Origin of the sequence: Pseudaquabacterium terrae, from assembly GCF_013266755.1 — a bacterium.
GTDB classification, from domain to species: Bacteria; Pseudomonadota; Gammaproteobacteria; order Burkholderiales; family Burkholderiaceae_C; genus Pseudaquabacterium; species Pseudaquabacterium terrae.
This window is the reverse complement of the sequence record NZ_JABRWJ010000010.1, coordinates 113,195-134,917: the sequence shown is the minus strand read 5'-3', so window position 1 is coordinate 134,917 and position 21,723 is coordinate 113,195. Positions and strand designations below refer to the sequence as shown.

20 protein-coding genes are annotated in these 21,723 nt (G+C 70.3%); all 20 read left to right on the top strand.

What is annotated here, in order from left to right; translation table 11 throughout:
* The first annotated feature begins 5 nt into the window (after positions 1 to 5).
* The 20 genes from HLB44_RS29190 to ccmB all read left to right on the top strand — a co-directional run bounded on the left by HLB44_RS29190 (position 6) and on the right by ccmB (position 21,718).
* Positions 6 to 419 (top strand): hypothetical protein, encoded by a 414-nt coding sequence (locus tag HLB44_RS29190; RefSeq protein ID WP_173131555.1) that lies wholly within the window; start codon positions 6 to 8, stop codon positions 417 to 419.
* Entirely contained in the window at positions 416 to 1,699 is a 1,284-nt protein-coding gene (locus HLB44_RS29185) for a GAF domain-containing sensor histidine kinase (RefSeq protein WP_173131553.1), read from the top strand. Before HLB44_RS29190 ends, HLB44_RS29185 begins: the two co-directional genes overlap by 4 nt.
* A gap of 122 nt (positions 1,700 to 1,821) precedes the next feature.
* Positions 1,822 to 2,565 (top strand): (Fe-S)-binding protein, encoded by a 744-nt coding sequence (locus HLB44_RS29180; RefSeq protein WP_173131551.1) that lies wholly within the window; start codon positions 1,822 to 1,824, stop codon positions 2,563 to 2,565.
* Positions 2,562 to 3,941, top strand: a complete 1,380-nt coding sequence (locus tag HLB44_RS29175; RefSeq protein WP_173131549.1) for a lactate utilization protein B — start codon at positions 2,562 to 2,564, stop codon at positions 3,939 to 3,941. Before HLB44_RS29180 ends, HLB44_RS29175 begins: the two co-directional genes overlap by 4 nt.
* On the top strand, positions 3,941 to 4,540 hold the full coding sequence (locus HLB44_RS29170) for a LutC/YkgG family protein (RefSeq protein WP_343051632.1): 600 nt from the start codon (positions 3,941 to 3,943) through the stop codon (positions 4,538 to 4,540). Before HLB44_RS29175 ends, HLB44_RS29170 begins: the two co-directional genes overlap by 1 nt.
* Positions 4,537 to 6,327 carry an L-lactate permease gene (locus HLB44_RS37495; RefSeq protein WP_246312531.1) on the top strand — a complete coding sequence of 597 codons (1,791 nt, stop codon included), beginning with the start codon at positions 4,537 to 4,539 and terminating at the stop codon, positions 6,325 to 6,327. The genes HLB44_RS29170 and HLB44_RS37495 overlap by 4 nt, the downstream gene beginning before the upstream one ends.
* Positions 6,328 to 6,429: 102 nt before the next feature.
* The gene (locus HLB44_RS29155; protein ID WP_173131545.1) at positions 6,430 to 6,765 is read left to right on the top strand and encodes a c-type cytochrome; all 336 of its coding nucleotides are present in this window, start codon (positions 6,430 to 6,432) and stop codon (positions 6,763 to 6,765) included.
* 7 nt (positions 6,766 to 6,772) lie between these two features.
* Entirely contained in the window at positions 6,773 to 7,378 is a 606-nt protein-coding gene (locus tag HLB44_RS29150) for a NapC/NirT family cytochrome c (RefSeq protein ID WP_173131542.1), read from the top strand.
* Between the two features lie 19 nt (positions 7,379 to 7,397).
* Entirely contained in the window at positions 7,398 to 10,151 is a 2,754-nt protein-coding gene (locus tag HLB44_RS29145) for an OmcA/MtrC family decaheme c-type cytochrome (RefSeq protein WP_173131539.1), read from the top strand.
* A gap of 7 nt (positions 10,152 to 10,158) precedes the next feature.
* Entirely contained in the window at positions 10,159 to 10,461 is a 303-nt protein-coding gene (locus tag HLB44_RS29140; RefSeq protein ID WP_173131537.1) for a ComEA family DNA-binding protein, read from the top strand.
* Positions 10,454 to 12,706, top strand: a complete 2,253-nt coding sequence (locus HLB44_RS29135; RefSeq protein WP_173131535.1) for an OmcA/MtrC family decaheme c-type cytochrome — start codon at positions 10,454 to 10,456, stop codon at positions 12,704 to 12,706. Before HLB44_RS29140 ends, HLB44_RS29135 begins: the two co-directional genes overlap by 8 nt.
* A gap of 11 nt (positions 12,707 to 12,717) precedes the next feature.
* Positions 12,718 to 13,680, top strand: coding sequence for a DmsE family decaheme c-type cytochrome (locus HLB44_RS29130; RefSeq protein WP_173131532.1), 963 nt, complete (start codon positions 12,718 to 12,720; stop codon positions 13,678 to 13,680).
* Positions 13,681 to 13,691: 11 nt separating this feature from the next.
* Positions 13,692 to 15,764 (top strand): MtrB/PioB family decaheme-associated outer membrane protein, encoded by a 2,073-nt coding sequence (locus HLB44_RS29125; RefSeq protein ID WP_173131529.1) that lies wholly within the window; start codon positions 13,692 to 13,694, stop codon positions 15,762 to 15,764.
* A 144-nt stretch (positions 15,765 to 15,908) separates the two neighbouring features.
* Positions 15,909 to 16,634, top strand: coding sequence for a rhodoquinone biosynthesis methyltransferase RquA (gene rquA / locus HLB44_RS29120; RefSeq protein ID WP_246312530.1), 726 nt, complete (start codon positions 15,909 to 15,911; stop codon positions 16,632 to 16,634).
* Between the two features lie 321 nt (positions 16,635 to 16,955).
* Positions 16,956 to 18,749 (top strand): fumarate reductase (quinol) flavoprotein subunit, encoded by a 1,794-nt coding sequence (gene frdA / locus HLB44_RS29115; protein ID WP_173131526.1) that lies wholly within the window; start codon positions 16,956 to 16,958, stop codon positions 18,747 to 18,749.
* Entirely contained in the window at positions 18,746 to 19,495 is a 750-nt protein-coding gene (locus HLB44_RS29110; protein WP_173131523.1) for a succinate dehydrogenase/fumarate reductase iron-sulfur subunit, read from the top strand. The genes frdA and HLB44_RS29110 overlap by 4 nt, the downstream gene beginning before the upstream one ends.
* Positions 19,492 to 19,884, top strand: coding sequence for a fumarate reductase subunit C (locus HLB44_RS29105; RefSeq protein ID WP_173131520.1), 393 nt, complete (start codon positions 19,492 to 19,494; stop codon positions 19,882 to 19,884). The genes HLB44_RS29110 and HLB44_RS29105 overlap by 4 nt, the downstream gene beginning before the upstream one ends.
* Positions 19,881 to 20,240 (top strand): fumarate reductase subunit FrdD, encoded by a 360-nt coding sequence (frdD, locus tag HLB44_RS29100; RefSeq protein WP_173131517.1) that lies wholly within the window; start codon positions 19,881 to 19,883, stop codon positions 20,238 to 20,240. The genes HLB44_RS29105 and frdD overlap by 4 nt, the downstream gene beginning before the upstream one ends.
* Before the next feature lie 210 nt (positions 20,241 to 20,450).
* Complete coding sequence (gene ccmA / locus HLB44_RS29095; protein ID WP_173131514.1) at positions 20,451 to 21,056, top strand: cytochrome c biogenesis heme-transporting ATPase CcmA; 606 nt, start codon at positions 20,451 to 20,453, stop codon at positions 21,054 to 21,056.
* The gene (ccmB, locus tag HLB44_RS29090) at positions 21,053 to 21,718 is read left to right on the top strand and encodes a heme exporter protein CcmB (protein WP_173131511.1); all 666 of its coding nucleotides are present in this window, start codon (positions 21,053 to 21,055) and stop codon (positions 21,716 to 21,718) included. The genes ccmA and ccmB overlap by 4 nt, the downstream gene beginning before the upstream one ends.
* The last annotated feature ends 5 nt before the right edge of the window (positions 21,719 to 21,723 follow it).

The window sequence follows — 21,723 nt, the reverse complement described above, 5'->3', positions numbered from 1 at the left end:
CGGCCATGCCGGCATCGAACCCTTCGACCCACCCGCTGCAGGTCATCCTGCTGGTGGCGCACGTCGCGCAGCGGCAGCGGCTGCGCGGGCTGCTGGGCAGCATCGCACCGCGCTGCCGGGTCGCCAGCGCGGCGAGCGCCGGCGAAGCGTCGGCGCACCTGGCGCGCGAGCGGGCCGAGCTGCTGGTGCTGGAGCTCGCCGTCGCGCAGGGCCGGCCGCTCGCGCTGATCCACCACCTCGCGCGCGTCGCTCCAGCGACCGTGGTCGTCGCCTTCGACGAGGCCGCCACGTGCCTGCCGATCCGGCCCTACGACGTCCACTGCTGGACCGATGCGCAAGCGGCGCTGCGGCGGGCGATCGATGCACTCCGGGCCGCCGGCCCGCAACCGTTCCTTCCGCGTCACAGAGGCACTTCATGATTCCTGACCTGCACCCGCCCGGCACGCCCGTGGACCCGGTGCTCGATGGCCTGCTGCGCTGCGCCGCAGCGCTGGCCGGCTGCCCGATCGCCGTCGTGAGCGCGGTCGATCGACCTGGCTTCGAGGCGCGCGTCGGCGCAGACTTCGACAAGGCCGCGTTCGACGCGGCATTCGGCGTGCATGCGCTGCCCGGCGACGAGCCGTTCGAAGTGCCCGATGCGTCGGTCGATCCGCGCCATGCCGGCCACCCGCTGGTCAGCGCTGAACCGCGCCTGCGCTTCTGTGCCGGCGTGCCGATCGGCAGCGGCGGGCAGCGCATCGGCGCGCTGTGCGTGATCGACCACCGGCCGCGGCAGCTCGACGCGCAGCAGCGCGCGCTGCTGCGCGACCTGGCGCGCGCCGTCGAGCAGCGCATCGCCAGCCGCGATCTCGAGCAACTGCGCCGCGACAAGCTCGTCTGCGAGCGCGCGAGCCGGGCGAAGACCGCATTCGTGGCGCAGGTCAGTCACGAGCTGCGGACGCCGTTGAATGCCGTGCTCGGGTTCACGCAGCTGATGCAGGCCGACGGGCAGCTGCCCGAGCGCGCCCGGGGTCAGCTGCAGCACATCGCCGCCGCGTGCGACCACCTGCTCGCCCTGGTCGACGACATCCTCGACCTGGCGCGCATCGAATACGGCGGGCGCGCCATCGAGCCGCAGCCGCTCGACGTGCGCGGCGTGCTGCAGTCGAACCTGGCGCTGGTCGAACCGCTTGCGCTCGAGCGCGGCATCCGCGTGATGCCGGTACGCGGCCCTGACGCCGCCGTCGCGCTGGCGGACCGCCGTGCGCTGGGTCAGGTGCTGCTGAACCTGCTGTCCAACGCAATCAAGTACAACCGCGAGCGCGGCCGGCTCTGGGTCGAGCTGCGCAGCGTCGGCGCCGAGGTGGCCATCGGCATCGGCGACGAGGGCCAGGGCCTGTCCGCGGAGCAGCGCGCGCGGCTGTTCCGGCCCTTCGAGCGCCTGGCCGCGAAGGACGGCCGCGTCCCCGGCACCGGCCTCGGCCTCGTCATCTCGAAGCAGCTGGTGCAGGCGATGAGCGGACGCCTCGAAGTGCATCGGCGTCCCGACGGGGGCTGCCAGTTCGAGGTCTGGCTTCCTTCGCAGCCATTCGTTGGCGCAGCGCGAGCGCCACTGGCTGGACGACGCTCACCACCGGGTGATCGGAGACGTCAGACATGTGCAGACGACGATGAACCCGACCCCGCCACGCGCTCCTGCGCAACCGCGTCACTGGACTGAGTTTTCGCCGATCCGGTGAGCCGGGAGATCGCGGTCGAGCAGGCGCCGCGCCGCTCTTGCGAATTCGCAAGCCACCCGCCGCCCGCTGCCGTCACAGTGGCCCGACACCCCGGGAGCCCCGGATGAAAGTCGGTCTGTTCATCCCCTGCTACGTCGATGCCTTCTTCCCCGAGGTCGGCATCGCGACGCTCGAGCTGCTCGAGCGGCTGGGCTGCGAGGTCGACTACCCGTTGCACCAGACCTGCTGCGGCCAGCCGATGGCCAACAGCGGCTGCGAAGAGGATGCCCGCGGCGCCGAGGCGCTCTTCGTGCGCAACTTCGCGGCGCACGACTTCATCGTCACGCCCTCGGGCAGCTGCGCGCACCACGTGCGCAAGCACCTGACGGCGATCGAGCAGACCCCCGAGGTGGCGCGGGTGCGCGCACGCACCTGGGAGCTGGTCGAGTTCCTGCACGACGTGCTCGAGGTGCGCGAATTCCCGTGGGCCGCGTTCCCCCACAAGGTGGGCCTGCACATCGGCTGCGCGACGCTGCGCGGGCTCAACGAGGCGCAGTGCTCGGAGATCGGCAGCCCGCAATGGAACAAGCCGCGCGCGCTGCTCGAGAGCGTGCGCGGCATCCAGCTCGTCGCGCCACAGCGGCCCGACGAATGCTGCGGCTTCGGCGGCAGCTTCTCGGTGTTCGAGGAGCCGGTGTCGGGCCGCATGGGCCACGACAAGGTGGCCGACCACCGCGGCGCCGGCGCCGACTACATCGTCTCGCCGGACATGTCCTGCCTGATGCACCAGAAAGGCTGCGCCGAGCGCGCCGGCCTGCCGCTGCAATTCCGGCATATCGCGCAGATCCTGAACGGGGATCATTCATGAAGCGCATCGACCACGCCGAGGCGTCGTCGACCTTCATCGCCGCGACCCGCCACGTCGAGTTCCACGACAAGCGGTTGTGGGACCTGCGCGGCAAGCGCGACCATGAAGCCCATGGCCTGCCCGAGTGGGAGACGCTGCGCGAGCTGGCCTCGGCAATCAAGGCGCACACGCTGACGCACCTGGCCGACTACCTCGAGCAGTTCGAGCGCAACGCGCAGGCCAACGGCATCGTCGTGCATTGGGCACGCGATGCGGCCGAGCACAACGAGGTCGTGCACCGGCTGCTCGCCGCGCGCGGCGTCACGCTGCTGGTCAAGAGCAAGTCGATGCTGACCGACGAGTGCGAGATGCGGCCCTACCTCGAGCAGCGCGGCATCAGCGTGATGGAGACCGACCTCGGCGAGCGCATCCAGCAGCTCGACGACGAGCCGCCGAGCCACATCGTCGTGCCGGCGGTGCACAAGCTGCGCAGCGATGTCGCCGCAGTATTCGCCCGCACGATCGGCACCGACCCGGCCAACCACGACGTGCCCTACCTCGCCGAGAGCCAGCGCCGCCACACGCGGCCTTCGTACCTGGCCGCCGGCGCCGGCATGACGGGCGCCAACTTCGCGGTGGCCGAGACCGGCAGCTTCGTAGTCTGCACCAACGAGGGCAATGCGGACCTGAGCGCCAACCTGCCGCCGCTGCACATCGCCTCGATCGGCATCGAGAAGCTGATCCCGAAGCTCGAGCACCTGGGCGTCTTCGTGCGCATGCTGTCGCGCAGCGCGCTCGGCTCGCCGATCACGCAGATCACCTCGCACTTCCGCGCACCGCGCCCCGGCGCCGAGCTGCACGTGGTGCTGGTGGATAACGGTCGATCGGAGCGGCTCGGCATGCCCGACTTCTGGTATTCGCTCAAGTGCATCCGCTGCGGCGCCTGCATGAACACCTGCCCGGTGTACCGGCGCTCGGGCGGCCTGTCCTATGGCGCCACCTACTCGGGCCCGATCGGCGTGATCATCGACCCGACCTTCAACCTGCGCAAGTACAGCGCGCTGCCGTTCGCTTCCACGCTCAACGGCAGCTGCACCAGCGTGTGCCCGGTGAAGATCAACATCCACGAGCAGATCTACAAGTGGCGCCAGGTCATCGCCGAGCGGCGCCAGCTGCCGCTGGTCAAGCGCGAGGCGATGCGCGTGGCCGGCAAGATCCTGGCGCGCCCGCGCCTGTACCGCGCCGCCGTCGAGGCCGCGGCCGCCGGAATCGACCACCTGCCGCGCACGCTGATCTACAACCCGTTCAACGCCTGGGGCCGCCAGCGCGAGGTGCCGGCCGCGCCGCCGCTGACCTTCCGCCAGTGGTACCTGAAGACGCGCGGAGGCTCGGCATGATCGACAGCCGCGGCCTGATCCTGGCGCGCGTGCGCGCCAACCATCCGGCAGCCGAAGCGCTGCCGGCGAGCCCCGAGTTCCCGCGCGTCATCGATTCGCCGTGGGATGACTTCGCGGCCGCGCTGGCGCGCATGGGCGGCACGGTCGCCGCGCCGGCGCCGGACCAGTCGCTCGACGCCTGGCTGCGTGAACGCTTCGCCGATGCACGCGTGATCTGCTCGGCCGTGCCCGAAGCCGAAGGCACGCGCCGGCCCGATCCGACGCAACCGCCGGCGGCGCTCGACGACGTCGACGTCGGCGTCGTGCGCGCGGCCTTCGGCGTCGCCGAGACCGGCTCGGTCGGCTTGAGCGAATGTGAGTTCGGCGTCAACGCGCTCGGCTTCTTGTCGCAGCACCTGGTCGTGCTGCTCGATCCGGCCGCCATCGTCGCCGACCTGCACCAGGTCTACCGCGACCAGGCGTTCTTCGGCGCGCGCTACGCGGTGCTGATGACCGGACCTTCGGCCACCGCGGACATCGAGGGCGTGCTGGTCCGCGGCGCGCAGGGCATTCGCACGCTCACCGTGATTCCGCAAGCAGGACAGAGGAGCGCGCAATGACCTGGCAGCAGATCTACGACCCGTTCGGCAGCATGCTGATCTCGACCACGCTGGCCGCGGTGCCGGTGGTCGTGATGCTCGTGGGCCTGGGTTTTCTTCACCTGAAGGCGCACATCGCCGCGGCGGCGGGCCTCGTCGCCGCGCTGGCGATCGCCATCTTCGCCTACGGCATGCCGGCCGAGATGGCCGGCAAGGCCGCGATGCTCGGCGGCTTCACCGGGCTGCTGCCGATCGGCTGGATCGTGCTGAACATCATCTTCCTGCACCGCCTGGCCGACGACAGCGGCATGTGCAAGATCCAGGAAGACTCGATCGCCAACATCACCAACGACCGGCGGCTGCAACTGCTGCTGATCGCCTTCTCGTACGGCGCGTTCTTCGAGGGCGCGGCCGGCTTCGGCACGCCGGTGGCGGTGACCGCCGCGATCCTGATCGGCCTGGGCTTCTCGCCGCTGGCCGCCTCGGGCCTGTCGCTGATCGCGAACACCGCGCCGGTGGCCTACGGGGCACTGGGCACGCCGATCATCACGCTGGCCAAGGTGCACGGCTACGACGTGATGGAGATCTCGGCGATGGTCGGCCGCCAGCTGCCGTTCTTCTCGGTGCTGGTGCCGTTCTGGCTGATCTGGGCCTTTGCCGGTCGCAAGGCGATGTGGGAGATCTGGCCCGCGATCCTGGTCTCGGGCGTGAGCTTCGCGATCCCGCAGTTCCTGGTCTCGAACTACATCGGACCCGAGCTGGTCGACGTGATCGCGGCGATCAGCTCGATGGTCTGCCTGGTCGCCTTCCTGCGCGTGTGGAAGCCGAAGACGGTGTGGACCTCGACCTCGCTGAAGCAGCACCGCGCGCAAGAGGCCGCGGCCGAGCAGGCGCAGCGCGCCACAGGCGGATCCGGCGCGCCGGGGCTCGCGCTCGCGGGTGCCGGCGGCCCGGCGTTCGCGATGCAGCAGACGACCGGCGCCGCGGCGCAACCCGCGCCCGGGCCGGCACCGCTGGGCGTCAAGCAGTTCACGAAGCACCCGCGCGCGGCGGTGCTGCGGGCATGGCTGCCGTGGCTGGTGCTGACGGTGTTCGTCTTCATCTGGGGCCTGCCGCCGGTGAAGAACGCGCTCAACGGCCTGTTCGCGCCGGCCTTCCCGATCGACGGCCTGCACAAGCTGATCGAGAAGGTGCCGCCCGTGGTGCCCAAGGCCACCGCCGAGAGCGCGGTCTACACCTTCAACCTGCTGTCGGCCACCGGCACCGGCATCCTGCTGGCGGCGCTGATCGGCGGCTTCCTGATGAAGTACCAGCCGCTGCAGATCCTCAAGACCTACGGCGCCACGCTGTGGCGGGTGCGCTACTCGCTGCTGACGATCGTGCTGATGCTGGGCCTGGGCACGCTGACGCGCTACTCGGGCCTCGACACCACGCTCGGCCTGGCCTTCGCCGGCACCGGCGCGCTGTACCCGTTCTTCGGCACGCTGATGGGCTGGCTCGGCGTCGCGCTGACCGGCTCGGACACCGCGTCGAACGTGCTCTTCGGCGGCATGCAGAAGGTGGCGGCCGAGCAGCTCGGCCTGAGCCCGAACCTGATGGGCGCGGCCAACAGCTCCGGCGGCGTGATGGGCAAGATGATCGACGCGCAATCGATCGTCGTCGCCTCCACCGCCACCGGCTGGTTCAACCACGAGGGCGACATCCTGCGCTACGTCTTCATGCACTCGCTGGCGCTGGCCTGCCTGGTCGGCATCCTCGTGACGCTGCAGGCCTACGTCTACCCGTTCACCTTGCTGGTGATCCATTGACGTGCCGCAAGGCACCTGCACACCCCATCCCGAACAATGTCCTGCAGCAAGAGGGCATGGTTCACATCGATGTCTAACGCCTTAACTGATCGGAGAGAACCTATGAACGCCAGACCGTCCGCCCTCGCCCTGCTCGCCGCAGCCCTTGTCGCGCTGTCGCTGCCAGCACAGGCCGCCGACGTGGCCGCCGCCGAGGCCCTGGCCAAGAAGAGCAACTGCATGAAATGCCACTCGGTTGCGGCGAAGAAGGAAGGGCCTTCGTTCAAGGAAACCGCCGCCAAGTACAAGGGCAAGGGCGACGCGGAGCAGAAGCTCGTCGTGCACCTGACCACCAGCCCGAAGGTCAAGGTCGACGGCAAGGACGAGGAACACGACAACCTGAAGACCAAGAACGAGGCCGACGTGAAGAACGTCGTGCAGTGGATCCTGTCGCAGTGAGTGGGCGATGGGCTTCAAGCTGCTCGATCGGCTGCGTGCGCGCCTCGGGCGCCACGCGCCGCTGAAACTGGCGCTCGTCGCCACCGTGCTCGGCCTGGTGGTCGGCATCGGCGGCATGGCCGGCGCCACCGCCGGCCTGTCGTGGACCAACACCGAGAAGTTCTGCACCGGTTGCCACGAGATGCGCGACAACGTGTATGCGGAATTCAAGGGCACGATCCACGACACCAACCGCAGCGGCGTGCGCGCGGTGTGTTCCGACTGCCACGTGCCCAAGGAGTTCTGGCCGAAGATCTATCGCAAGATCGAAGCGACCGGCGAGCTCTATGGCGCGATGGTCGGCAAGATCGACACCAAAGAGAAGTTCGAGGCCCATCGCTACGAGATGGCCAAGCGGGTGTGGGCCCGCATGAAGCGCACCGACTCGCTCGAATGTCGCAACTGCCACACGGCGGCGGCAATGAGCCAGGACGCGCAATCGCCCAAGGCCTGGGCGCGCCACGAGAAGGCCAAGACCGACGGCAAGACCTGCATCGATTGCCATTTCGGCATCGCGCACAAGGAGCCGGAAGGCCCCGGTCCGCAGGAACTGTCGGTCCACGCAACGAAGTAACTCCGTCCTGGAGGACGCCATGAAGCCAGCCTTCGCCCGCTCCGCCCGCTTCGGGTTTGCCGCCCTGGCCTTCGCCCTGATCGCCGGTTGCGGCGGCGGTGGCGGCGGTGAATCGACACCGCCCCCGCCGACCACGCCACCGCCCACCGCGGAGCCACCGCCGGTCGCCATGCCCACCGGCACCTCGCCGGTCACGCTGACGGCGAACACGCCGCCAGCCACCTTCGCCGCATTGGCGCCGAAGGTGACGATCGGCAAGGTGACGATCGCCGGAGGACCGCCGACGGTCGACTTCGCGGTCACCGACGTCGACGGCAACGCGATCATCGGGCTTGGCAGCACGGCCAAGTCCGCCACCGCGTCCGTTGCGAGTTATCCGAACATCGCGTTCTCGCTCGCCAAGCTGGTCCCCGGCAGCAACGGCAGCCCGAGCAAGTGGGTCAGCTACATCGTGACAACCGTGCCGTCGACCACCGCGGCCGCCGCACCGACGCGACCGACGACCGACAACACCGGCACGCTGGTCGACAACCGCAACGGCACCTACAAGTACATGTTCTACCGCGACGTCACCAAGGTCAAGGACGCCGTGGCGGCGATGACGGTCAGCGGCAGCAACAACAAGGCCGACCTGGGCGACCTGACGTACGACGCGAACCTGACGCACCGGCTGACGCTGCAGCTGTCGGGCAACGCGCCCGGCACCGGCACCAACACCGCCAACGCCGTGCAGGTGACGCCCGGCGTGCCGCTGGTCAAGCCGGTCGATGCGATCCACGACTTCATCCCGGCCACCGGCAAGCCGGTCGGTGCGGGTGATGCCAGCCGCGAGATCGTCGCCACCGCCAAATGCAACGAATGCCACCAGAAGCTCGGCGGCATTCCCGGCGACAGCCCCGAGAGCTCCGGCGCCGGCTTCCACGGCGGCAGCCGCAACGAGACGCGCTACTGCGTCGTCTGCCACACCGACCAGCGCAAGTACGGCCGCAGCGAAGCGAAGTACGACGCGGCAACGCGCAAGTTCACGTCGAACACCGAGGTGGTCGACGGCCGCGCGGTCGGCGACCTGCCGAACCACATCCACAAGACGCACATGGGTGCGCACCTCGCGAAGCAGAACTACAACTACGGCGGCGTTCAGTACAACCACGTGAAGTTCCCGCAGGACATCCGCAACTGCACCAAGTGCCATGACGGCAGCACGACCTCCACGGCGAAAACCGCGCAGGGCGACAACTGGAAGAACGTGCCGAGCCGGCTGGCCTGCGGCGCCTGCCACGACGGCATCAACTTCGCCACCGGCAAGGGGGTGACGATCGCCGACGCGGCCAAGGGGCTGGCGTCGAGCACGCACGGCCACGTCGGCGGTGCGCAGGGCGACGATTCGTTGTGCGCGTTGTGCCACAAGCCCGCCGCGATCGACCTGGCGCACCTTCCGGTGACGCCGCCCAGCGCGAGCAATTCACTGCTCGCCGGCGGCACCAACAGCAATACCAATGCGGCGTGGATCGCGTCGAATACCAGCCGGCTGCCGCCGGGCGCGATCAAGGTCAGCTACGACATCAAGAGCGTGGCGCTGAATGCGGGCCGCAATCCGGTGATGGTGTTCCGCATGCTGCAGAACGGCGCGCGCGCCGACTTCAACACCGGCGCCAAGGCCGAGCTGTGGGACAACTTCATGGGCGCGCCCAGCGTGTACTTCGTCTTCGCGGTGCCGCAGGACGGCGTCGCGGCGCCGGCCGACTTCAACGCCAGCGTCTCGAGCTACCTGCGCAGCCTGTGGAACGGCAGCGCCAGCGGCACCGCCAAGGGCACGCTGGCCGGCCCCGATGCCGACGGCTACTACACCGCCACGCTCACCGGCGCGACCATTCCCGCCAGCGCGGTGATGCTGACCGGTGGCCTCGGCTACTCGTACAGCGTGATCAACACGCTGCCGCTGACGCAGACCAACCTGGCGGACTATCCGGTCGCCGCGGCCACCGCGACCAGCGGCCTGAACCCGGCGATGCCGAACAAGACCGGCGGCCTGATCGTCATCGCGCCCAATGCGCAGAAGGTGGCGGACGGCTTCAGCGGCCGGCGCGCGGTGGTCGAGGACAAGCGCTGCAACAACTGCCACCAGGAGCTCGGCACTTTCACCGAAGAGGCCTTCCACGGCGGCCAGCGCAACGACGGCACGACCTGCTCGTGGTGCCACACGCCCAACCGCACCAGCAGCGGCTGGGCGGCCGATTCGACGAGCTTCGTGCATTCGATCCACGGCGGCAACAAGCGCGAGGTGCCCTTCACCTGGCACGCGCTGAGCACCACCGAATCGTTCGCCGACATCAAGTACCCGGGCGTGCTCAAGCAGTGCGAGGGCTGCCACCTGCCCGGCACCTACGACTTCAGTGCCACGGCATCGGCCAATGCGCTGCCGAACCGGCTGCACCGCGGCGCGGCCACCGGCACGTTCAGCTCGACGGCATCGGCGCTGAGCCTGTTCTCGATGTCGCCGTACATCACCAAGGACTTCGCCTACGGCGGCGGCTTCAGCTTCAACGTCGGCACCGGCGCCACCACCGCGGCGGCACCGACGACGCTGGTGAACTCGCCGATCGCCACCGCCTGCGTCGCCTGCCACGACTCGAGCCTCGCGATCTCGCACATGCGCACCAACGGCGGCTCGTTCTACGCGCCGCGCAGCGAGGCGCTGGCCCGCGGCGAGCAGTGCATGCTGTGCCACGCGCAAGGCAAGGTCGCCGACATCAAGGTGATGCACGAGAAGTGAGGCAGCCATGCAACGCACGATCGTTCGCGCTGTGCTCGCCGCACTGGTGCTGGCCGCGGGCGGCGCCCTGGCCGCCGCGCCGGCGGCCAGGCTTCCGGCAGCCCCGGCGCTGGTGGACATCAACAGCGCCGGCCGCGCCGAGCTGAAGACGTTGCCCGGCATCGGCGACGCCGAGGCCGAGCGCATCGTCGCGCACCGGCCGTACCTGACCAAGGCCGACCTGGTGCTGACGAAGGCGCTGCCGGCGGGCGTGTACCTGCAGATCAAGGGTCGCGTGATCGCCAGGCAGAAAGGAAAGCCGCGTGCTTAGGCTGTTGTCAGCGGCCTGGCTGGCTGCCACCCTCGTGGCCTGCGGCGGTGGCGGCGGGGCGGCCGGCACGCCCCCGCCCGACCCGGTGCGGCCGCCGACCATCGACACCGGCCCCGCCGCGCTCGCCGCCGCCGAGTCGATCACGATCCGCGTCGACAGCGCCCGCTTCGCCGGCAAGCCGGTGATCGAATTCACCGTGACCAACCACGCCGGCGCCGGCATGACCGGCCTGCAGCCGGCCGACCTGCGCTTCAACATCGCCAAGTTGATGCCGATCGGCGATGGCGAGCCAGCGCGCTGGCAGAACTACATCAACCGCTCGAGCGGCGGCCTGGTGCAGGGCAGCCAGGAGCGCGTTGCCAACGGTTATGCCTTCGGCATGCTCGAACGCCTGGGCAGTGGCCGCTACAAATACACGTTTGCCACCGACATCACGAGCCCCGCCGCCAACGCCTGCCCGGCGCCCTGCACCGGCGCCGACGGCAAGCCGATCGACCTGCGCTTCGACGCCGGCCTGACGCACCGCGTGACGGTGCAGCAGGCCAACCGCAGCTACCCGGAGGCCACCGGCGTGCTCGACCTCGTGCCCGCCGGAGGCGCGGTGAACCTGCAGCGCGACATCGCCGCCAGCGTCACCTGCAATTCCTGCCACAACGTGCTGAAGGCGCACGGCAACCGCACCGATACGAAGCTGTGCGTGACCTGCCACAACGGCGGCACTTCGGCCGCGGGCGGCGCCAACGTCGACTTCAAGGTGATGGTGCACCGCATCCACTACAACGCCGCCGGCGCCGCGCTGCCCAGCGTGCGTGCGGGCGTGCCGTACAAGGTCGGCAGTGCCGATTTCTCCTCCGTGCGTTTCACGCAGGACGTGCGCAACTGCACGCGTTGCCACGACGGCACGCCGGGCGCCGCCAATGCGACGCCGCAGGGTGACCACTGGAAGAGCCAGCCCAGCATCGAAGCCTGCGGCAGCTGCCACGACAACGTCTACTTCGGCAGCGCACCCGACCCCACCAGGCCCTACCAGACCAAGGCACACCCGGGCGGCGTCGCCACCGACAACGCCGGCTGCGTGCTGTGCCACGCCGCGGGCAAGTTCAAGGACGCGAAGGACGTCGCGATCGCGCACGACTTCCCGGCCCGGCTGAAGGCCGCCGCGGCGCGCTTCCAGCTGAACATCGTGTCGGTCAGCGGCACCACGCCGGGCGCGAAGCCGGTCGTGAATTTCTCGGTGACCGATCCGACGGCCGGCGGCGCGCCCTACGACCTGAAGACCGACCCGCATTTCACGGCCTCCGGCGGCGCCAGCACGCTGGCGATCAAGATCGCCTGGACCACCGCCGAGTTCGGCAATGACGGCAGCGGCCAGCCCTTCGGCCAGCCGGTGACGATCAACGCGTTGACCGCCGCGGTGCCGGCCGGTGCCGCAGGCACCTACACCGTCACGTCGCCGGTCGCGCTGCCCGCGGGCCTGGCGGGGACCTTGCGCGTCACGCTCGAAGGCCACCCCGCCGGTGACGTCACGACGCGCGGCCAGTACACCGACCGCCTCGCCGTGAAGACGGCGTTCAGGGACGCCGCGGTCAGCGGCAGCGTCGTCGCGCGGCGCAGCGTCGTCGACATCGCCCGGTGCAACGTCTGCCATGACAGCCTGAGCCTGCACGGCAACAACCGCAGCAACGAGATCGGCGCCTGCACCGTCTGCCACAACCCGAACGCCACCGACGCGGCGCGGCGGCCGTCGAGCAACGGCGTGTTGAGCGGCGGCGCCGACGGCAAGGCCGAGGAGTCGATCGACTTCAAGACGATGATCCACGGGCTGCACGCCGGCGGCTTCCGCAGCAAGGGCCTGGTGGTCTACGGCTTCGGCGGCAGCGTCAACGATTTCGGCCACGTCAACTTCCCCGGCAGGCTCAGCGACTGCGCAACCTGCCACGTCGGCGAAACCTACCGCCTCACCGGTGCGTGGACCGCGCCGGCCGCGGCCGGCATCCTCGGCTCGACCAGCTCGACCGGCGCCTCGCGCACCGATGCGGCGGACAACCTGCGCACGTCGCCGACGGTGGCGGTGTGCGCCTCCTGCCACGACGGCGCGGTCGCCCGGCTGCACATGCAGGACCCGGCCAACGGCGGCAGCTTCGGCGCGACGACGGCGACCCTCGCCGCCAACCCGGAGGGCTGCGTGCTGTGCCACGGCGAAGGCCGCGTCTTCGATGTCAAATCCGTCCATCGCGTGAAATGAGCGGCCGCGCCATGATCCTGCTTCGACGCTTCATCACGCTGCTGCTGCTCGCGCTCGGCCTCACTGCTCACGCTGCCGACTGGACCCGGCACGACACCGAGTACAGCCCCAAGGGCGCCGACACCTGCCTGAAGTGCCACGACGCCGACAGCGACACCGACACCTTCACCGCGGCCGCCATCTTCAAGGGCAAGCACGCGCAGCGCGGCAATGCGCACGCGCCCTTCGGCCCCGGTGGGCTGCAATGCGAGGCCTGCCACGGCCCGGGCGGCCGCCACTCGGCCGGCGGCAGCAAGAAGAAGCTGACCACCAACAGCTTCAAGCCCGATTCCTTCCTGCCGGTGGCCGAGCGCAATGCCGCCTGCCTCGCCTGCCACCAGGGCGAACAGCGCAGCGCCTGGCACGCCGGCGCCCACGCGCGCAGCGACGTCGCCTGCACCGATTGCCACAAGCTGCACACCGGCAACGACGCGGTGCGCACGAAAGCCAGCCAGCCCGAGGTCTGCTTCACCTGCCACAAGCAGCAGCGCGCCGACTTCCACAAGACCTCGGCGCACCCGGTCAAGGCCGGCCGCATGGCCTGCTCCGATTGCCACGACACGCACAACGCCGGCAGCGCGACCGCGATGCTGAAGCGGCCGACCGTGACGCAGACCTGCCAGAGCTGCCATGCCGACAAGCGCGGCCCGTTCCTATGGGAACACGCGCCGGCGGCCGAGGACTGCACCCAATGCCACAACGCCCACGGCTCGGTGCGCAACGCGCTGCTGACGAAGAGCCCGCCGCTGCTGTGCCAGCAATGCCACAGCGTCGCCGGGCATCCGGCGGTGGCGCGCACCGGCGCCGCGCTGCCCGCCGCCAGCGGCGGCACCGCGGCCGGCGGCTCGGTGTTCCTGCTCGCCGGCAGCTGCACCAACTGCCACTCGCAGGTGCACGGCTCGAACCATCCTGCCGGCACCAAGCTGCTGAGATGAACGGGCGCGCGATGAAGTCTCACACCCCCTTGTGGCTGCTCGGTGCGCTCGGCGCGCTGGCGGCACCCGCCTTCGCCGTCGACACCGCCGCCTGGAAGTGCGAGACCTGCCCGTTCGAGGCCGGCTCGAGCGGCAGCATCGACGCCGGCCTCGCGCTGCAGTCGGGCAAGTCGGCAAAGTTCGCCGACTACAGCGGCTACGACCGCTCCGGCGCCCACGTGCTGCTTGGCGGCACGCTGCGCCACCGCGGCGCCGACGGCCTCTTCGCCGACCTCGCGGCCGCCGATCTCGGGCTCGACAGCCGCTCGCTCGCCGCCGAGCTAGGCCGCGAGGGCCGCTATGCATTGCGCTTCGGCTACAGCCAGCTGCCGCGTCATTTGACGGATAGCGCCACAACACCCTTCCTCGGCCACGGCGGCGCCGTGTTGACGCTGCCGGCCGGCTTCCCGGCGCCGACGACGGCCGCGATGCCGCTGGCCGCGACGCTGCAGCCGGTCGACATCGGCTACGACCGCAAGATCCTCGACCTCGGCGCCACGCTGCCGACGGCCGGGCCGTGGAGCTGGCGCGCCGACCTGCGCCACGAGCGGCGCGAAGGCACGCAGCGCGGTGCCGGCTCGTTCTTCTCGACCACCTCGCAGCTGGTGTTGCCGGTCGACCAGGTGACCGACCGGCTCGAGCTCGCCGCGGCGTACAGCGGCCACGCGCTGCAGGCCACGCTCGGTTACCACGCGTCGATCTTCCGCAGTCACACGCCGGCGCTGACCTGGTCGAACCCGTTCAGCATGGGCACGCTGAGCGCGCCGGCCGGCCAGCTCGCGCTGGCGCCGGACAACCAGCTGCACCAGCTGATCGCCGCCGCGGCCTGGTCGCCCGGCGGCAGCCTGCGCTTCAGCGGCGACCTGGCCTTCGGCCGCTTGACGCAGGACGAACCCTTCGTCGCCGCGACGCTGAACCCTGCGCTGACGGTGCCCGCGCTACCGGCGGCCTCGCTGCACGGCCGCGTCGACACGCTGGACGCCAACTTGCGTGTCAGCGCGCAGCCGCTGGCCGCGCTGCGTGTGCATGCCAGCGTCACGCGCAATCAGCGCGACAACCGCACGCCGGCGCTGACGATGCCGCTGGTGGCGACCGACCTCTTCAGCGGCGTCGGCACCCGCACCACGCTGCCCCACGGCTTCACGCGCGACCGCTTCAGGCTCGGCGCCGACCACCGCGGCCCCGGCAGCCTGAAGCTCGCCGGCGGCCTGGAGCACGAGCGCATCGAGCGCACGCTGCAGGCAGCGCGCATCACGCGTGAAGACACGCTGTGGCTGCGCGGCAGCGTGCAGGTGCGCGACAACGTGGGCATGACGCTCAAGCTCGCGCACGCCCAGCGCAAGGCGTCCGACTACCGCCCGGTCGAGGGCATCGAGCCGCCGGAGAACCCGCTGCTGCGCAAGTTCAACCAGGCCGACCGCCGGCGCAGCAGCGCCGCGCTGCGCAGCGATCTCAGCTTCGGCGAGAACCTGGCGCTGGGCGTTGCGGTCGATGTGGCGGTCGACGACTACACCCGCTCGGCCGTGGGCCTGACCGATGCACGCAGCGCCGACGTCTCGGCCGACCTGGCCTATGCCGTCAGCGAGGCGACGCGGCTGAGCCTGTTCGCGCAGGCCGACGCGGTGCAGTCGGTGCAGGCCGGCAGCCAGAGCGCCGGCAACCCTGACTGGACGGGTCGCGTGAAAGACCGCGTCGCACTCATTGGCGCGGGCGTCACGTACAGCGCGCTGAAGGGCCGGCTCGAGCTCGGCGCGAACCTCGCGGTCTCGCGCGCACGCAGCGAAACCATCGTGCGCACCGGCGCCTCGGCACCGCCCTTCCCGGCCGCCACCACCGAGCTCGACAGCCTGAAGCTGTTCGCCCAGTGGCGCTTCAATGACCAGCTCAGCCTGCATGGCAGCTATCGCTACGAGCGCACCGCCGCGCGCGACTGGCAGCTCGACGGCGTGCAGCCGGCCACGGTGCCGAACCTGCTGGCTTTCGGCGAGCAGCCGCCGCGCGGCACCGTGCACCTGCTGGGCCTGGTGCTGCGCTATCGGTTCTGAGTGCGCGCGGTCGACGGCGCGCGGTAGGTGCTGCGGTCGGCGTTCGTTTGTTGATGCCGATCAACCGCCGCCGCAGCGCGCGGCCTACGCTGCAGTCACTTCAACGCCGGCGCCGTGAAGCGCCACCACCGGAAAGGTTGTCCGATGTCACCTCCTCCGATCGAAGCCGCCCTCGAACCGATGGGCCTCGTCGCACCGCGCACGCAACCCATCCCGCGCTACCTCGAGCAGGTCTACTGGTGGGCCTACGTGCATCCCAACGCGGTGCAAGTGTTCGAGCGCGAGTGGCTGGTCAACCTGATCCTGTTCAACCACTACGGCCGGCTGCGGGACGCAGCGCTGGACGCAATAGGCCATGAAGTGAGCGGCCGTACCCTGCAGGTGGCCTGCGTCTACGGCAACCTGACGCCCAAGCTGCGCCAGCGCCTGGCGCCCGACGCCTCGCTCGACGTGGTCGACATCCTGCCGGTGCAGCTGAGCAACCTGGCGCAGAAGCTGCCCGCCGACCGGCGCGTCGCGCTGCTGCAGGGCGACTCGTCGTCGCTCGACTGCGACGACGCCCGCTACGACCAGGTGCTGCTGTTCTTTCTGCTGCACGAGCAACCCGAGGCGGTGCGCCGCGCTACCTTGAGCGAAGCGATGCGCGTGCTCAAGCCGGGCGGCAAGCTGGTAATCGTCGACTACCACCGCCCGATCGCTCTGCATCCGCTGCGCCCGCTGATGCGGCTGGTGTTCGACAAGCTCGAGCCGTATGCTATCGACCTGTGGCGCAACGACGTGCAGTCCTTCCTGCCGGCCGGCACGCCGCAGCCGCAATCGAAGCGCACCTGGTTCGGCGGCCTGTACCAGCAGCTCGTCTATCGGCGCTGAAATGAAGCTGCCATTGCGATTGAGGCCTCAGCGAGATCAGGCCGCCAGGGCGCCCTGTTGCGCTCGTGTCCCCCGGTCGCTCCGCTCCCTCCTCCTCTTACCTCGCTCCACAGGGCACCCTGCCGTCCTGATCCGGCACGTCTCTGGTATTCATCCTTCGCACGCCACAGCATCGCGCTTGCCAAGGGCATGGGGTGCCCGCTGCAGCGAGGTAAGAGGAGGAGGGAGCGGAGCGACCGGGGGACACGAGCGGCAGCGGGTACCCCGTGGCCTTGGCTCGCTCGGTCTCTGCATGCGCGGTACGGCGCTGGAGCAACTGAAATGGAAACCCTGCGCAGCGATGTCGTGATCGTCGGCGCCGGCGGTGCCGGCCTGCGCGCGGCGATCGCCGTCGCCGAGGCCGACGCCGGCCTGCGCATCACGCTGGTCTCCAAGGTCTACCCGATGCGCAGCCACACGGTGGCGGCCGAAGGCGGCGCCGCGGCGGTGACGCAGGCGCACGACAGCCTCGAGCACCACTTCAACGACACCGTGTCCGGCGGCGACTGGCTCAGCGACCAGGACGTCGTGGAGACGTTCGTCGCCGAGGCGCATCGCGAGCTGGTGCAGATGGAGCACTGGGGCTGCCCGTGGAGCCGCACCGACGACGGCCACGTCAACGTGCGGGCCTTCGGCGGCATGAAGATCGAGCGCACCTGGTTTGCCGCCGACAAGACCGGCTTCCACATGCTGCACACGCTGTTCCAGACCTCGATCAAGTACCCGCGGATCGAGCGCCTGGACGAGCACTTCGTCGTCGACCTGCTGGTCGACGACGGCCGCGCGCAAGGCATCGTCGCGATCGATATCGCCAGCGGCGAGTTCCGGCGCATCGAGGCCCGGGCGGTGATCATTGCCACCGGCGGCGCCGGCCGCGTCTTCCGCGAGAACACCAACGGCGGCATTGTCACCGGCGACGGCATGGCGCTGGCCTACCGCCACGGCGTGCCGCTGCGCGACATGGAGTTCGTGCAGTACCACCCGACCTGCATGCCGGGCACCGGCCTGCTGTTCACCGAGGCCTGCCGCGGCGAAGGCGGCTTCCTGGTCAACAAGGACGGCTACCGCTACCTGCAGGACTACGGCCTCGGGCCGGCCGAGCCGACGCCGCGCAACAAGGCGATGGAGCTCGGGCCGCGCGACCGCCTGAGCCAGGCCTACTGGCACGAGAAGCGCAAGGGCCGCACCGTGCACGGGCCGCACGGCGAATCGGTGCACCTGGACCTGCGCCACCTCGGCCACCGCAAGCTGCGCGAACGGCTGCCGCAGATCTGCGAGCTGGCCGAGCAATACCTCGGCATCGACCCGGCGAAAGCGCCCATTCCCGTGCTGCCGGCGGTGCACTACACGATGGGCGGCATCGCCGCCGATGCGCGCACCGCGTCGCCGCTGCCGGGGCTGTACTCGGCCGGCGAATGCTCCAGCGTCGGCCTGCACGGTGCCAACCGGCTCGGCTCGAACTCGCTGACCGAGCTGCTGGTCTTCGGCAAAGTGGCCGGCATCGAGGCCGCACGTTACGCGCGCAGCGCTGCGGTGCCGAACAGCGCGCTGCTCGAAGCCCAAGCCGCCGATGTCGAAGCGCGCGCGCTGGCGCTGGTCGGCCAGGCCGGCAGCGAGCGCATCGCCGCGCTGCGCGGCGAGATGGCGCGCAGCATGGAGAACGGCTGCGGCATCTACCGCAGCGGGCCCGAGATGCAGGCCACCTGCGACACGCTGGCCGATCTGAAGCAACGCTATCGCCGCGTGCACGTCGACGACCGCTCGCGCGCCTGGAACACCGAGTGGCTGCTGGCGATCGAGCTCGGCTTCCAGCTCGACGTCGCGCAGTCGATGGCGCACTCGGCCCTGGAGCGGCGCGAATCGCGCGGCTCGCACCAGCGGCTCGACGGCTTCGAGACCCGCGACGATCAGAAATTCCTGAAGCACACCCTCGCCCGCTACAGCGGCGCGGACGCACCGCCGCGCATCGACTACGCCGACGTGACCATCACCCGCAGCCCGCCCGGCACGCGCGCCTACGGTGCGGCCGGCGAGCGCGCCGAAGCCGAACGCCACGCCGCGGAGGCCGCACGATGAAACCGACGATCCGCATCGAAGTGCTGCGCTACAACCCCGAGCGCGACGCGCACCCGCACCTCGATGCCTTCGACGTGCCCTGGACCGACGACATGTCGGTGCTGCAAGGGCTGCAGGCGATCAAGGACGACATCGACGGTTCCTTGAGCTTCCGCTGGTCGTGCCGGATGGCGATCTGCGGCAGCTGCGGCGTGATGGTGAACGGCAAGCCGCGCCTGGGCTGCCAGACCTTCCTGCGCGACTACGCGGCCGCCGGCACGCTGCGCATCGAGCCGCTGGCGCACTTTCCGATCCAGCGCGACCTGGTGGTCGACATCGGCGACTTCATTGGCAAGCTGCAGAGCATCACGCCCTACATCGTGCCGAAGGAAGCGCGCACGCCGGATCAAGGCGAATACCTGCAGACGCCGCAGCAGCTGGCGCAGTTCGAGCAGTTCAGCTCGTGCATCAACTGCCTGCTGTGTTATTCCGCCTGCCCGCAGTACGGGCTGGACAGCCAGTTCATCGGCCCGGCGGCGATGGCGCTGCTGCACCGCTACAACGCCGACTCGCGCGATGGCGCGCGGCCGCAGCGCATGGCGCTCGTCAACGCCGAGGAAGGCGTCTGGAGCTGCACGGCGGTGGGCTATTGCAGCGGGGTCTGCCCCAAGGGGGTCGACCCGGCGAACGCGGTGAACCAGAACAAGGTCGCCAGCGCGAAGGACTACTTCCTGCGCTTCGTGGCGCCGCGCGGAGACTCGCGATGAGGCCGAAGCCCTATGTGCGGCCGATGGCCGGCTGGTGGCGGCGCGATCCGTTCTTCATGCGCTACATGGTGCGCGAAGCGACGGCGCTCGGCGTCGCGGCCTATGCGCTGGTGCTGCTCGCCGGCGTCTGGCGGCTGGCGCAGGGGCAGGCCGCGTTCGAGGGCTGGCTGCAATGGCTGCGCAGCCCGTGGTCGATCGCCTTTCACCTGCTGCTGCTGCTCGGCATGGCCTACCACACGCTGAGCTGGTTCCAGATCATGCCGAAGACGATGCCGCTGCTGTTCGTGCGCGGCGAACGCGTGCCGGCGAGCACGATCACGCGCGCCGGCCTCGCCGCCGCGCTGCTGGTCACGCTGGTGGTGCTGGCGCTGGCCTGGGGAACGCGATGAGCAAACGCTCCAACGCCCCGATCTTCTGGGCGCTGTTCGGCGCCGGCGGCATGCTCTCGGCGCTGTTCGGGCCGGTGCTGGTGCTGATCACCGGCGTGCTGGTGCCGCTCGGGTGGCTGCTGCCGCGCGAGCTGATGAGTTACCCGCGCATGCTGGCCTTCGCACAGCACTGGGCCGGCAAGGGCCTGCTGTTCGCGCTGATCGCGCTGTTCGCGTGGCATGCCGCGCACCGCATCTTCCACAGCCTGCACGACGTCGGGATCCGCACTGGCGTGTTGTCGAAGCTCGCCTGCTACGGCGGAGCGCTGGCGATCACGCTGGCCGCCGCGGCGTGGCTGCTGGCGATCGGGTTCTGAAAGCTGGTGCGGCTGCGGCCGCACGCCGCGGTCTTGACGCCCTTCGCGCACCTCGGTGGTTCTGCAAAGCCGGGTGCGGGCCGCGCAGCCCGCGCCCGGCTTTGCCGCCTCGGCCACCGAAAACATCGACCACCCGCATTTGACGGAGATCAACCCTTCGGCCCCGCAGCGGCGAAATGATGCGTCCCAAGGATCACCCCAACGCCCACCATGCTGACTGCCACCGACTTGGTCTGCTGCCGCGGCGAACGCCCGTTGTTCGACAGCCTGAGCTTCACGATCGGCGCCGGCGGCTGGCTGCACGTCAAGGGTGAGAACGGCGCCGGCAAGACGACGCTGCTGCGCACGCTGGCCGGCCTGGCGCCGGCCGATCGCGGCGTGGTGTGCTGGTATGGCGACGAGGTGCGACCGGACAACGCCGCTTATCGCCGCGCGCTGGTCTACCTCGGTCATCCGGCGGCGCTGAAGGACGAGCTGACGGCGCTGGAGAACCTGGCGCTCGCGCTGTCGCTGGACGGCATGGCCGCCGGCGAGATGGCGCTCGTCACCGCGCTGCGGCGCGTCGGCTTGAGCGGCCGCGAGACGCTGCCGGTGCGCCAGCTTTCGGCCGGGCAGAAGCGCCGCGTGCTGCTGGCGCGGCTGCTGCTGCGCCCGGCCGCGCTCTGGCTGCTCGACGAGCCCTTCGCCGCGCTCGATGCCGAGGGCATCGTGCTGCTGTGCGGTCTGATCGGCGAGCAGCTGGCCGGCGGCGGCATCGTCGTGCTGACCAGCCACCAGCCGGTGGCGCTGCCGAACGGCCGGGAGCTGCAACTGTGAACGCTGCGTTGATCGCGCTGCAACGCGACCTGCTGCTCGCCACGCGCCGGCGCAGCGAGCTGCTGACGACGCTGTTCTTCTTCGTCGTCGTCGTCAGCCTGTTCCCGCTCGGCATCGGGCCCGAGCCCGAGCAGCTGCGGCGCATCGCGCCCGGCGTGTTGTGGGTCGCCGCGCTGCTGGCCACGCTGCTCGGCCTGCCGCGCCTGTTCGCGGCCGACCATGCCGACGGCACGCTCGAGCAGATGGCCCTGTCCTCGCAGCCGTTCACGATGCAGGTGCTGGGCAAGGTGGCGGCGCACTGGCTCACCTGCGGCCTGCCGCTGGTGCTGCTGGCGCCGCTGCTGGGCCTGCAGTTCGGCCTGCACGGCGACGAGCTGCTGGTGCTGATGACCTCGCTGCTGATCGGCACGCCGCTGTTGAGCCTGGTCGGCGCGATCGGCGCGGCGCTGACGCTGGGCGTGCGCGGCGCGGCCGTCGTGCTGTCGCTGCTGGTGCTGCCGCTGTTCGTGCCGGCGCTGGTGTTCGGCGCCGGCTCGGTGGACGCGTACATCGCGGGTTTGCAGGTCAATGCCCACTGGTCGGTGCTGGGCGCGATGCTGGTGCTGGCCGCGATGTTCGCGCCCTGGGCGACCACCGCCGCCCTGCGCATTGCGATGGAGTGAGCAAG